This window comes from Schaalia sp. Marseille-Q2122 (assembly GCF_903645355.1).
GTDB lineage: Bacteria > Actinomycetota > Actinomycetes > Actinomycetales > Actinomycetaceae > Pauljensenia.
In genome coordinates this window covers 23,509-35,101 of sequence record NZ_CAHJXR010000011.1, presented here as the reverse complement: position 1 = coordinate 35,101, position 11,593 = coordinate 23,509, and the positions used below count along the sequence as shown (strand labels likewise).

Sequence of the window (11,593 nt, the reverse complement as noted above, 5' to 3'; positions counted from 1 at the left end):
AAGGTATTGGTCCGCGAACCACCCACCGTCTGCGTCGGGGAGGCGGGGGTGATGAGGGCGGGGAATTGCTCTTCAAGCTGCTTGAGGTCCTCAAAGAGGGCGTCGTAGGCGGCATCCGATTCGGAAAGCTCCACCTCGGCGCCATCCGAGGCCGCGAGCGCGTCGTAGTACTCGTGGCGTAGGCGCTCAATCTGCATGCTCAGTTCGGCGTGCTGACGGCGGGCTTCCTCAGGCAGCGGGGCCTGCTGGTGGGGGCTGTCGGCGGCAAGAGCATCAAAATCAAAAGCGTCAGCATGCATGGGATCCATTGTGTCACCTTGCGCGTGAACGCATGTCCCCGCCGGGTGGAGAGATCCCTCTCCGCCCCGCGGGGACGCTTCCACTGGAGTTATCCACAGCTTTGCTTGTGCGTTTCTTTTCCCGCGCTTGTGCGGCAAGACTGGAAGGGTGAACGCTTTTCCGGCTCCTGATAACGCTCAAGCTCCTCGCGATGCCCTGTCGGCCTCGTGGCATTTGGCGTGCGTGTACGGGCCAGATCGAGGTGCGGTCCTTGCCCTGCCCTCCCCCTCTTCCCACGCGCGTGTCACCTTCGGGCGGACCTGCCCGGCGGTCACCGACCCTCTGATCTCCCGGGAGCACCTGCTGCTTCGTCCCGAAAAAGAGGGGGTGCGCCTGCATGATCTGGGATCAGTCAATGGCAGTGCGCTCCGAGGCCGCTGGGGCCGCCGGGCTTTAGTGCCGCGTCGCCCTCGTCGTGCTAGAGGCGGGCACGCCCTTGAGGTGGGGGCGTCACGCTGGGAGCTACGAGGGCGTCCAAGGCTCTTTCCTCTGCCGAGCGCCCCAACTCCAGAAGGTTCGCGATCAGGTATGAGGGTCATGCCTTTCGTGGGAGCGTTCATGCTTCTTGCGTCCTTGATCCTTACGCTACGCCGCGTCCTGGGCTTTTGGGGGACCTCGTCTGAGGAGAGCTCGTGGCTATGGGTAGTTGTGCCAGGAAGTGTTGTAGTGGTGATGGTCCTTATTGCGAGCGCGCTCTGGTGGCGCAGGAGGCGTGGCACTCCGACGCGGGCGAATGAGCGCCTGTGGAAGGACCCGGCGGCAGTGCTCCTTACCCTGGCCCATAAGGAAGCGCATGCCTCGGGGCAGGTGCTTCCCCACACCTCGCTCCCTCACACTTCGTTGCCCCACACTCCCCTCTCGGGCGCGCTGATCTTGCCCCTACGAGTGCTGACGGGCGCCTCGGGCAAGGCGAGTCGCACCTCGGAGGCAGTGGCGCACTTCGGGCGTGGCAGCGGGAGCCTCGTTGTGGACCTGTGGAACGAGGCCACCGCCCCAACATCCTCCTCCCGAGGAACACAGTCGGCTCTTTCCTCGCACTATCCGGCGGTCCACGGCGCGGATCCGCTACCGTATGCCCTCTATCTCGCAGCTTTTGCGAGCCTCCCCTCGGGCGGATGCACCATCAGTGTCGACCCGGCCTGCGAGGATTTCTTTGCCTCCCGCCCATTCGCCAGCGCCGAAGCGACACCACACCCGCACCTTTTGATCTGCGGGAATGGCGCTCGAACTGTGCATCTTCTTGCTTCCGCCCACTGCCCCTTCTGCGCAGATCACCTGGCCCCAGATATTGCGCATATTGGCGTTGCCCGCGACCTAGATGACCTCGGCGCATGGTGGGACTACCCCCTGCCCGCTGCGGCCGCAGTGTCCTGGACGTGGATCGAGCAGTGTTTCCGCAGCGAAGCAGACACCCACGGGGCAGGACTCCTGCCCGACAGTGTGGAGGCGCACTCTCTAGGATTCCTTGAGCGCCCCGATGAGCCCAACCCCACGGGCAGCCTCTCCATCGGTCTTGGGCTAGGCGCTGCGGGGCCTGTGACAGTGGATATGGTTGCCCACGGCCCCCACGCGGTCATCGTCGGAACCACCGGATCGGGCAAGTCCGTTGCCCTGCTGACCTGGATTATTGGCTTGGCAGCGCGCTACTCCCCAGCCCAGCTGCGGATGGTCCTCATTGATTACAAAGGGGGTGCCACCTTTGCGGCCCTCGCGGGACTGCCCCATGTCGAGGCCACTCTGACCGACCTTCACCCCTCCCGCACCGAGCGCGCCCTCGTGGGTGTGCGCACCCTCCTGCGCCAACGCGAACACGACCTCGCCCAGGCCGGATTTAGTGACCTCGCCCAGTGGGAGGCTGCCGCCCTCGCTGGCGCCTACCCCCACCCTGCTCCACCGCGCGTCCTCCTGGCCTGCGATGAGTTCACGGCCCTGTCCGCCCAGCACCCCGAAGCCTTCCAGCTGCTCATGAGCATGGCCGCGCAGGGGCGCTCCTTGGGACTGCATATTCTGCTGGCTACACAGCGCCCCGATCAGGCCCTCACCCCTGGACTCCTGGCCAATATTGACCTGCGCCTTGCCCTGCGCTGCCGAGAGGAATCCGCCTCACAGCTGCTCATCCACAGTTCAGCTGCCGCGCAGCTACCCCGCATCCCCGGCAGGGCGATCCTCTCCGATCAGGGGGAGATCCAATGCGCGTGGATTCCTCACCCTGGTCGTGTCATTGACGGCCTTTCCGAGCACTGGCATCACTCCTGCACGCCCCTGTCCGCTGGGACGCCACCGCTGTGGGCCAAGGATCTCCCCGAGGACCTGCCCTGGAGCGAGGTTGCTCTTTCCTCCGCTGAGGAGGGTATCGGCATCGGCCTCGTTGACGGTATCGCGCAAGGCCTGCACTCTCCCCTGCGCTGGGTGGGCGGGCATATCCGCATCGAAGGCTCACGCCGCAATAGCGCCTCCATCGCCGCCGCTGTCAGGGCCCTGGCCAGCGCAATCGCCGCCGAGATGGGCAGGCCTCTCCACGTGTGCAGCGTCGACCCCTCCCTGTGGAGGGGCGCAGCTGACGCTGAGGCAGCGGGCTCTAGCCAGTCGTCCCGCACCCGCAATGCCCACGCTCGCCCCGCCAGCCTTCTGCCTGTGGAGGACGGCGTCAGCATCGCCCACCTCCTCCACGAGGCTGAGGCCCACGGCCCCAGCATCATCGCCATTGAAGACCAGCCCGCCCTCCTGCGCGCCCTTGAACGAGACATCGGCACCGCCGCCGCCCACAGCCTGTGGAATCAGATGCTCCACAGCGCCCACGGCCACGGCCACGGCCTCACCCTCGTCATCGGCCATCCTGAACAGCCCAGTCTCTGGGATCGCGAAAGCGGCGTCATGAGCTACCGCCTGCTCATCGCCCATCACGACCATGAACTCCAACGCATTGGCGCGACGCGCGCACACCCCACCGAGGCTCTCCCCGGGCGCGCCCTGCTCCTTAGTGCCCCCGAGGCTGCCACCGACCACCCCCTCAGCGTTGAGGGCCAATCCTGGCCCCAGGTGCAACTCCCCCTCAGCCTGTATCCCCTATTCCTCACGCACCGTGCGGCCGAGGAACACTCAGCCACCACCTCGACCCCAGCAACCGCGCACACCCCAACGCCCACTCACGCCCCCGCAGCCACGCACGCCCCCGCAGCCTGGCGCGTCCGCTCCCCCATGCGTAGCGAACTCGACGCCTCTGACGGCCACCACGGTCGGAGCGAGGGGGATTGCCCAACGGAAGAGGGGGCGAGCACCTCGCCAGAGAGATCAACACGGCCACCCAAGCCGCGAGCGCAACTGCTCATCGGAGCACCCCTCGAAACAATCAGCCTTCCTGCCGCCGAGGACATCACCCTCATTGGCGACGGCGCCAACGCCCACGCTGAAGCCCTTGGCCTCCTAAGGAATGAGGAGGAAGGACCCACAATCCTTCCTGTGCAGCAGTGGACGCAGCTGGCGGCTTCGACCTCGCCGGTCATTATCGCCTTAGCTCCACGAGAGGAGGTCAGCCGGGCGTTGGCGATGAAAGCAGGAGGGGCTCACCCCTGGATCGCGCGCCCGTGCCGAGACGCCCGCAGCGGCATCATCTGGCACCACGGAATACTCGAACGTTGCCTTCTTGTTGAAGATAAAATGCCACGATGAGGTGCGTTTCACCACCACCTGCCTAACGTGACGATTTACACACCGCTGACCTTCATTTTCCTTCTCATTGCTATTGCCTGGCCCGCTTGAATAGACAAGACTTGACGCTAGTTGTTTTTGCCTCTTACCGAGAATCTGTCCCATCGACAGAGACTTCATTGTGTGAACGGAGTACACCACCATGGACTGGCGGAGTGAAGCGGCCTGCCTGAGCGTCGACCCTGAACTCTTTTTCCCCATTGGGAATACCGGACCTGCCGTTGCACAGGCTGCTGAAGCGAAAGCCGTATGCAATACCTGCTCCGTCAAGGCAGTCTGCCTGCAATGGGCAATCGAGAACAACCAGGATTCAGGAGTCTGGGGTGGCATGAGCGAAGAAGAACGTCGCTCTCTCAAGCGCCGCACCGCTCGCGCCCGTCGCGCCTCCTGAAACAGGGTGAGCCCTTTTCACCTGTGGGCCTGCATCACGTGCATAACGCACGATGCAGGCCCACAGGTGTCTTTACGCGCCGTACCGCCGCAATGGCTCACGCATGCCCATCACGCACACGCAAGGTGACAATCGTGCCACCCTCAGGACGCAGATCCCACTCGATCGTGCCACGCAATTCACCGCGCACCATCTGATTGACAATCTGGGTACCCAAGCCCGACATCGGCGTGCCCGGCTCAAAACCCACGCCATTATCCGCAACAGTGATCACCAAAGAGCCGTTAATGCGTTCGGCGTCCACCCACACCGTGCCATCGCGATCCTTCAGACCATGCTCAATCGAATTCGCCACCAGCTCGTTCAGGATAGTCGCCAGAGCCTGCGCATGATCGGCGCCCAGGCTACCGAAACTCCCGGTGGTAATGACCTCCACCGCGTGATCCGTTGACGAGACCGCGCCCACCATGCGCAGGATCGACCGCAGGACCTCGTCAAAATTCACGCTCTCGTCAACGTTTTGCGACAGAGCCTCGTGCACGGTAGCGATAGCCTGCACACGGCGCTCAGCCTCAGCCAAAGCAACCTTGACGGCCTCCTGATCGGAGCGACGCGACTGGAGGCGCAGCAGCGCCGACACGCGCTGAAGATTGTTCTTCACGCGGTGGTGGATTTCCCGAATGGTCGCGTCCTTCGTAATGAGCTCTTGCTCATGGAGGCGCTTTTCTGACACGTCACGGGTCAAAATGACGGCCCCCACGCGATGCCCATCCTCAAGGAGTGGCAGGGCACGCATCGTAATGGACGAGGAATGAGCGGCAATCTCGGTGGTCCACGACGCCCTGCCCATAATGACCAGAGGCGTCCCCTCATCCACCGTCGGGGAGTCAATCATGACATCGGTGATCTCTTCAGCAAGGATCCTGCCCGTCATGGAATGGCGAATACCCAGACGGCGCATACACGACACCGCCGGGGGCGTGCGATGCAAAATGACGCCCTCACGGTCAATGACAATGACGCCGTCACTCACACGCGGAGCGCCACTGACAGCCGTCGCCGGAGTCGAATCATAGGGGTACTCGCCCCGGGCGATCATCGCGCACAGTTGATCGGAAGCACGCTGCCCCCACTGCTCAAAGCCGGTCGCCAAACGCGGCGAGGCAATATTCGTCTCCCGCGTAATGACCGCAATCACGCGACCACCTCGATAAACGGGCACGCACACCTCACTGACAGTGTACGTACCTGCCCAGCGGGCCGTCGCCGAGCGGATCACCTCGCCCGTCTCCATGGCCTCACGCAAGGCCGCCTCACGCGCGGAAGGAAGGTAGAGGCCAATAATGTCATCCACATGAACCGTCGAGGACGTACCCGGACGGCAGTGCGCGATCGCAATAAAACGCCCCTGGTCCGTCGGCACCCACAAAACAAGGTCAGCTGCCGCAAGGTCAGCAAGCACCTGCCAGTCGGCAAGAAGAAGGTGAAGCCAGTTAAGATCTTCTTCGGGCAGTGGTTTTGCCGTGGCACTCTCGACCAGTTGCTTCAGACTACGCATAGCCCCACTGTAGTAGGGCCTCGCCCGCAGTGAAGAATGTCCACCCACTTTCCCCGGAGTTCCCATGCGTTTCGAGCACACCATCACCTACCCCGCCCCCATCGCCGCCGTTGAGAAGATGCTCACCAACGTCGACTACACGCGCGGACGTTTCGCTGCCGCCCGAGTCAATGCGCAGGTCGAGGCTGACCGCGCCAACCCTCGCGCGATCGTGTCCCGCGTGCCCGTGGATGCCACGTTGCTTCCCGAGCCCGCAAACCGTTTCGTCCCTTCAGACACTGTTATTACCCTCACGGAAACATGGGAGATGGCCTCAGACCAGACCCTGTCCGGCGAGGGTGTGGGCGATTTCCCAGGACTGCCCATTCGCATGTCCTCTCAGTCGCTGTGCGTTGAAGACGATGGGGTCACGCGCCGCACAATCACGGGGGAATTGACGGTGTCGATCCCCTTCCTGGGTGGACGTATCGAGCAGAAGCTGGAAGAGCAGATGGCTCTTTTTGCCCGCAAGGAAGAAGAATTCGCCGAGCGCTGGCTGGAGCAAGCGGAGTAGGATTTTGCTCCACCTGCACCTTCAGGTGCTGAGTTTTCTGCCATCATCACAGACACTTTTGAGGAGTTCTTATGGCAATGCTGTACTTGGAACGTGTTGGCACCCGCCGCTATGTCGCTCGTAATGCTCGCGGCGCCGAGGTTGCCATCGGCTCTGGCGAAGGTGAATTCTCCCCCGGTGACCTGCTCAAGCTCGCCTTGGCTGGCTGCAACGCCATGTCCTCTGACGTGCGCATGCAAGGTGCCCTCGGTGAAGATTTCGCGCAGATCACCACCGTTGGCGGTGAATACAACGAGGACGCCGACCAGTTCGAGTCCTTCACCGTGGAGCTCATCCAGGACATGTCCTCCCTCAGTGAGGACGAAAAGGCTGCGCTGCTGCGCCGCGCAGAGGGCGCAATCAATCGCAACTGCACCATCGCCCACACCCTCGCGAAGGCCACCCCGTACACTCACGTCTTCACCTCTGAGCAGGTCGCAGAGTGAGGCTGGCTGCCTACTGAGACACTTCTGATCGAGGGGCGTGACCGTAGGGGTCGCGCCCCTCATCGTTGCTAGGCTGGGAGGGTACGGCTGCGCGTATGAGGATGCGCGCCGTGCGCGCACGTGCGCGAAGTAGAGGAGACCACTGTGACCGTCATTGACCGTCAATACGAGGACCTATTAGAACGCATCCTTCGCGAAGGAACCCCCAAGGGTGACCGCACGGGTACGGGCACGACCTCGCTCTTTGGCGCGCAGCTGCGCTACGACCTGTCGAAGGGTTTTCCGCTGATCACCACCAAGCGCGTCCATATGAAGTCCATCGTGGGTGAACTCCTGTGGTTCCTGCGAGGGGATTCCAATGTGCGGTGGCTGCAGGACAATGGCATCCGTATTTGGAATGAGTGGGCTGACGAGGACGGCAATCTGGGCCCGGTGTACGGAGTGCAGTGGCGATCATGGATGGATGCCAATGGGCACTCCATCGATCAGATTTCGCAGGTGCTCGAGACTTTGCGAACGAACCCGGATTCGCGCCGTATGCTGGTGTCAGCGTGGAATGTCGGCGCCCTGCCGCAGATGGCTCTGGAACCCTGCCATGCGTTCTTCCAGCTGCATGTAGCTGATGGGCGTTTGAGCCTGCAGTTGTATCAGCGCAGTGCCGACATGTTCTTGGGCGTGCCCTTTAATATTGCCTCCTACTCCCTGCTGACCCACATGTTTGCTCAGCAGGCTGGCCTGGAGGTCGGTGACTTTGTGTGGACGGGCGGGGATTGCCACATTTACTCCAACCATATGGAGCAGGTGCGCGAGCAGCTCTCACGCGATCCCTACCCCTTCCCCACCTTGGCGCTACGCAAGGCAGCGTCCATGTTTGACTACGATTTTGAAGATGTTGTGGTGGACGGTTACGAGCACCACCCCACGATTAAGGCTCCGGTGGCAGTGTGATTGTTGCAAGTATTTGGGCTCAGGACCGCACGGGAGTCTTGGGCACGGGCACGGATATGTGCTGGCATGTTCCGGCCGATTTCGCCCACTTTAAGAAGACGACGATGGGGGCGCCGATTATTATGGGCCGCGCCTCGTGGGAGGCTTTGGGTGGGGCACTGCCGGGCCGCCTGAATATTGTCATTACCCGCTCGCGTGACTATGTGGCCGAGGGCGCCGTGGTTGTCCATTCCCTGGGTGAGGCCTTGAGCGTGGCCACTCAGCGCGCTGCGGCTGATGGTGTGGACGTCGTCTGGGTGACAGGTGGCGGGGCCGTGTATGCCGAGGCCATGGAGATCGTTGATGAGCTGGTGGTGACGGACCTGGATGTGGATGTGACCGCTGGCCTGCCTGAGGATACGCCCCTCGTGCGCGCGCCCCGAATTGATCCCTCCGTGTGGCGTCCTGACCCCGAACGTTCAGACATGGAATGGCGTGAGGTGTCAGGCGATGCCCGCTGGAAGGTGACGACCTGGGTGCGAGGCTAAGACCCACACTTTGCCGTCCGCACTGCCATGTCGCCTATCGGAACGTCGTGGTCACGCTATTGCCTAGCTGGCGGCATCCTCTTCTGCGCTGCCATCACGGGCTAACCGGCCGACACTGGCCTCAGGCGCGCTCGGTGGACCCGTGAGTTCTTGAGCGCCGGGCGTTGCGGGCTCATCTACTAGTTCTGGGGCACCGAGCGCATTGGGCATCTGCTCGATCGGATCCAAAGCCTTCAGTAGCGTGCCCTCATCAAGGCTATTGAGTTTGCGGGCGGTGACGAGCACTCGGCTTTCCAGGGATCCAGCAAACTTATTCCACGAGGTGACGGAGCGTTCAATGGCTTTACGCATGTTTTCCGCGTGTGTGCCAAGCGTGGCCAGGCGCCCGTAGAGTTCGCGGGAAAGGTCAAAGAGATCTTTGGCTTCCTCGGTGATGAGTTGCTGCTGCCAGGCGTAGTTAATGGAGCGCATGACCGACCACAGGCTGACAGGCGAGACGAGGGCAACCTTCTTACTGAAGGCGTAGTTCAGCAGTTCAGGGTCGGTTTCGAGCGCCGCTCCGAGGAGGGCTTCGGAGGGGATGAAGGCAATGACGAAGTCGGGGCTGCTGGGCAGGGCACTCCAATAGGAACGCTTGGCTAAATCGTCAACGTGCCCGCGCAGGGCCTTGGCATGCTGCTCGAGAAGGCCTTCACGGTGGAGGTCTTGCGTGCGCGAGACCCCTGCGGCAATGCTCTGGGCTTCAATGTAGGCCTCGAAAGGAACCTTGGCGTCCAGAGGAATGATCTTCTCCCCCGGCAGGTGAATGAGCATATCCGGGCGGCCAGTGGTGTCCTCACCTCGCTGGGTGACTTGCACGTCGAAATCAACGCGCTCCACCATACCCGCCGCCTCGACGATATTGCGCAGCTGGGCTTCGCCCCAGGAGCCACGAATACGGCTATTGCGCAGGGCACCGTTGAGCGAGGAGGTGAGCGCGCGGAGCTTCTCGTCATTTTCTTGAGCGCGGGCCAACTGCTCACCAAGCGCCCCGTACTGCTGTTCACGCGCTTTTTCCATGTCGGCAAGTTTGACCGCCATCGCATCCAGGTGTTTGGTCACCGGGGCGAGTGCCTCGAGAATACGGTGTTCTTCTTCAGCATTGTCGAGGTCTTCAGCGCTGCGACGCTGGAGTTCTTCAGCATGGGCGGCGGCTTGCTCGCGCAAGCGCTGCTCGGAGGCATCCAGACGCTGGGCCCATTGTGTATTGTCCTTACGGCGCTCTTCAAGGTGACGCTGGGCATTATCGGCGAGCTGTTGTTCGAGGGCGGCTACCCGTCCCGCCCATTGCCCGGTAGAGCGTTGACTTTCCTCAAGGTGGTGCTGTTGGACGGCCTGCAGGTGGCGTTCAGCGTCTGCCAGGCGCGCCTGCCACTGGGCGTTTTCACGCTCGCGCTCCTGAGTGGTCAATGCCAGCGTCTGTTCCAGGACCTCCACGCGTCCTTGAGCGTCAAGTGGGGTGCGTGCGCGCGCGGCCAACCACCCCACAAGAGCGCCCACCGCAAGGGAGATCATGCCCAAAAGAAAATGCGTCCAATCCATGCTGTTCACGTTACGCCCGCCACCCCGTATTTGCGTGAAGCACCTGGTAGCGCTCCAATTGCGTTCTTTTCGTTAACCTCCCGTCCGCCGCAGATCCTGTGCAGCCCTCACGGTGGCCATGGGCGCGAAGCCTTCCCTCGCGTAGCTCAATCCCCTAAGCTCATCAGCGACGCATCACGAAAGGTCGGTGGAGCATGCGCATTGGCATTATTGGAGCAGGGATTGCCGGGCTGAGCGCCGCCATCGGGCTTGACCAGCGCGGACACGAGGTCACCGTCTTTGAACGCAGCTTCGCCCCCGCCACCACAGGCGCTGGCCTGACCCTCTTTGGGAACTCTTTCGAGGCCTTCGATTTCCTGGGGATCGGCGATGAGATTCGCGCAATCTCCACTGACTGCATGACCAGCATGACACTGGGGCAACGCCGCCCTGACGGGTCCTGGCTGACGAAAGCGCCTGCCGCCGCCTATACCTCCATGCGCACCGTTCACCGGCGCGACCTGCACGAACGCCTGACCGAACTGCTTGGCTCGGATCGCATCCGCTACGGCGTCGACGCGCGGGTCGCCGCCGACGGCTCGCCCTCTATCAACACCTCGGGAGAGACTGTCGAGGTGGACCTTGTGATCGTGGCCGATGGGATTCACAGCCGCAATCGCGCGCGGCTCGGCCTCGATCCCGGCCTGCATTACAGCGGCTACACGGCCTGGCGGGGAGTCACCCACCAGCCCGTTGACCTGCAGGGCTGCGCTGGCGAGGCCCTGGGACGCGGCCAGATCTTCGGGTGTATTCCCCTACCGCATGATGCCGTGTACTGGTTTGCTACGCTCACCACCCCGGCGGGTGGCCGAAACGAGGACGAGAAGGCTGCCCTCCTCTCCCTCTTCCAGGGCTGGCACTCTCCCGTGAGCGAGTGCATTGAGGCCACGCGAGCCGAGGACATTTTGCGCCACGATATTCACGACCTCGCCCGCCCACTGCGCCGGTACACGCGGGGAAGCACCGCCCTCATGGGCGATGCCGCCCACGCGATGACCCCGAACCTCGCCCAGGGCGCAGGGCAGGGTATTGAGGATGCGGCGACGTTGGTCCTGTGCCTTGGCGAGGCGGAGGGGACGGTGGAGGCCGCGCTTGCACGCTACTCGCAGCTTCGGACGCGGCGGGCGAATCCGATCATGCGTCGGTCAAGGACTGCCGGGCGCCTATTCCAAATGGGACACCCTGCTTTTGCTGCTGCACGTAACGGGTTGTTAAAAGCCTCGCCCGATCGTGCGCTGCTACAGGTAAGTAAGGCGCTGCATCATTGGCCCCAGCCTCGTTAAGAGCGCACTTTTGCCGAAGTTTTTCTTCACGCACGACACTGACAATCCCCTGCAGGAAATAGGTGCGGCTTTCTGGAGGCGTGTCCACGATACCTCAGCACGCATTTCTTTCAGCTTCTTGAGGATATAAGAAGATAAATTGCCGCAAACACAGCTCAGCAGAATTGGCGCCACCCTGATG

General features: G+C 62.6%; 9 protein-coding genes and 1 pseudogene. 7 read left to right on the top strand and 3 right to left on the bottom strand.

Annotation, left to right across the window (positions count from 1 at the left end):
- Nucleotides 1-308 (bottom strand): annotated as a pseudogene (locus tag HWX48_RS11095) (hypothetical protein); the annotation flags it as partial.
- Between the two features lie 139 nt (nt 309-447).
- On the opposite strand from HWX48_RS11095, the gene HWX48_RS11090 reads away from it, so the two are divergent.
- Both HWX48_RS11090 and HWX48_RS11085 read left to right on the top strand, forming a co-directional pair.
- A complete protein-coding gene (locus HWX48_RS11090) occupies nt 448-4,008 on the top strand; it encodes an FtsK/SpoIIIE domain-containing protein (protein WP_175957567.1) in 3,561 nt (1,186 codons plus the stop codon).
- Between the two features lie 181 nt (nt 4,009-4,189).
- Nucleotides 4,190-4,438 carry a WhiB family transcriptional regulator gene (locus tag HWX48_RS11085; RefSeq protein WP_175957565.1) on the top strand — a complete coding sequence of 83 codons (249 nt, stop codon included), beginning with the start codon at nt 4,190-4,192 and terminating at the stop codon, nt 4,436-4,438.
- Between the two features lie 97 nt (nt 4,439-4,535).
- Here the strand turns inward: HWX48_RS11085 and HWX48_RS11080 are convergent, their stop codons facing one another.
- Nucleotides 4,536-5,996 carry a sensor histidine kinase gene (locus tag HWX48_RS11080; protein ID WP_175957563.1) on the bottom strand — a complete coding sequence of 487 codons (1,461 nt, stop codon included), beginning with the start codon at nt 5,994-5,996 and terminating at the stop codon, nt 4,536-4,538.
- A gap of 64 nt (nt 5,997-6,060) precedes the next feature.
- Between HWX48_RS11080 and HWX48_RS11075 the strand changes: the two genes are divergently transcribed.
- The 4 genes from HWX48_RS11075 (at nt 6,061) to HWX48_RS11060 (ending at nt 8,509) form a co-directional block, all read left to right on the top strand.
- A complete protein-coding gene (locus HWX48_RS11075; protein ID WP_175957561.1) occupies nt 6,061-6,549 on the top strand; it encodes a DUF2505 domain-containing protein in 489 nt (162 codons plus the stop codon).
- Nucleotides 6,550-6,620: 71 nt separating this feature from the next.
- Complete coding sequence (locus HWX48_RS11070) at nt 6,621-7,034, top strand: OsmC family protein (protein WP_175957559.1); 414 nt, start codon at nt 6,621-6,623, stop codon at nt 7,032-7,034.
- 144 nt (nt 7,035-7,178) lie between these two features.
- Nucleotides 7,179-7,982 carry a thymidylate synthase gene (locus HWX48_RS11065; protein ID WP_175957557.1) on the top strand — a complete coding sequence of 268 codons (804 nt, stop codon included), beginning with the start codon at nt 7,179-7,181 and terminating at the stop codon, nt 7,980-7,982.
- A complete protein-coding gene (locus tag HWX48_RS11060; protein WP_175957555.1) occupies nt 7,979-8,509 on the top strand; it encodes a dihydrofolate reductase in 531 nt (176 codons plus the stop codon). The genes HWX48_RS11065 and HWX48_RS11060 overlap by 4 nt, the downstream gene beginning before the upstream one ends.
- Before the next feature lie 63 nt (nt 8,510-8,572).
- Here the strand turns inward: HWX48_RS11060 and rmuC are convergent, their stop codons facing one another.
- Nucleotides 8,573-10,090 carry a DNA recombination protein RmuC gene (gene rmuC, locus HWX48_RS11055; protein ID WP_217701632.1) on the bottom strand — a complete coding sequence of 506 codons (1,518 nt, stop codon included), beginning with the start codon at nt 10,088-10,090 and terminating at the stop codon, nt 8,573-8,575.
- A 194-nt stretch (nt 10,091-10,284) separates the two neighbouring features.
- On the opposite strand from rmuC, the gene HWX48_RS11050 reads away from it, so the two are divergent.
- Nucleotides 10,285-11,412 (top strand): FAD-dependent oxidoreductase, encoded by a 1,128-nt coding sequence (locus HWX48_RS11050; protein WP_175957553.1) that lies wholly within the window; start codon nt 10,285-10,287, stop codon nt 11,410-11,412.
- Nucleotides 11,413-11,593 lie beyond the last annotated feature (181 nt).

Excerpts from the sequence above, each read along its gene's own strand:
- HWX48_RS11050 (WP_175957553.1), top strand. The coding sequence starts at position 10,285 with ATGCGCATTGGCATTATTGGAGCAGGGATTGCCGGGCTGAGCGCCGCC.
- HWX48_RS11070 (WP_175957559.1), top strand. The coding sequence starts at position 6,621 with ATGGCAATGCTGTACTTGGAACGTGTTGGCACCCGCCGCTATGTCGCT.
- HWX48_RS11075 (WP_175957561.1), top strand. The coding sequence starts at position 6,061 with ATGCGTTTCGAGCACACCATCACCTACCCCGCCCCCATCGCCGCCGTT.
- HWX48_RS11080 (WP_175957563.1), bottom strand. The coding sequence starts at position 5,996 with ATGCGTAGTCTGAAGCAACTGGTCGAGAGTGCCACGGCAAAACCACTG.
- HWX48_RS11085 (WP_175957565.1), top strand. The coding sequence starts at position 4,190 with ATGGACTGGCGGAGTGAAGCGGCCTGCCTGAGCGTCGACCCTGAACTC.
- rmuC (WP_217701632.1), bottom strand. The coding sequence starts at position 10,090 with ATGGATTGGACGCATTTTCTTTTGGGCATGATCTCCCTTGCGGTGGGC.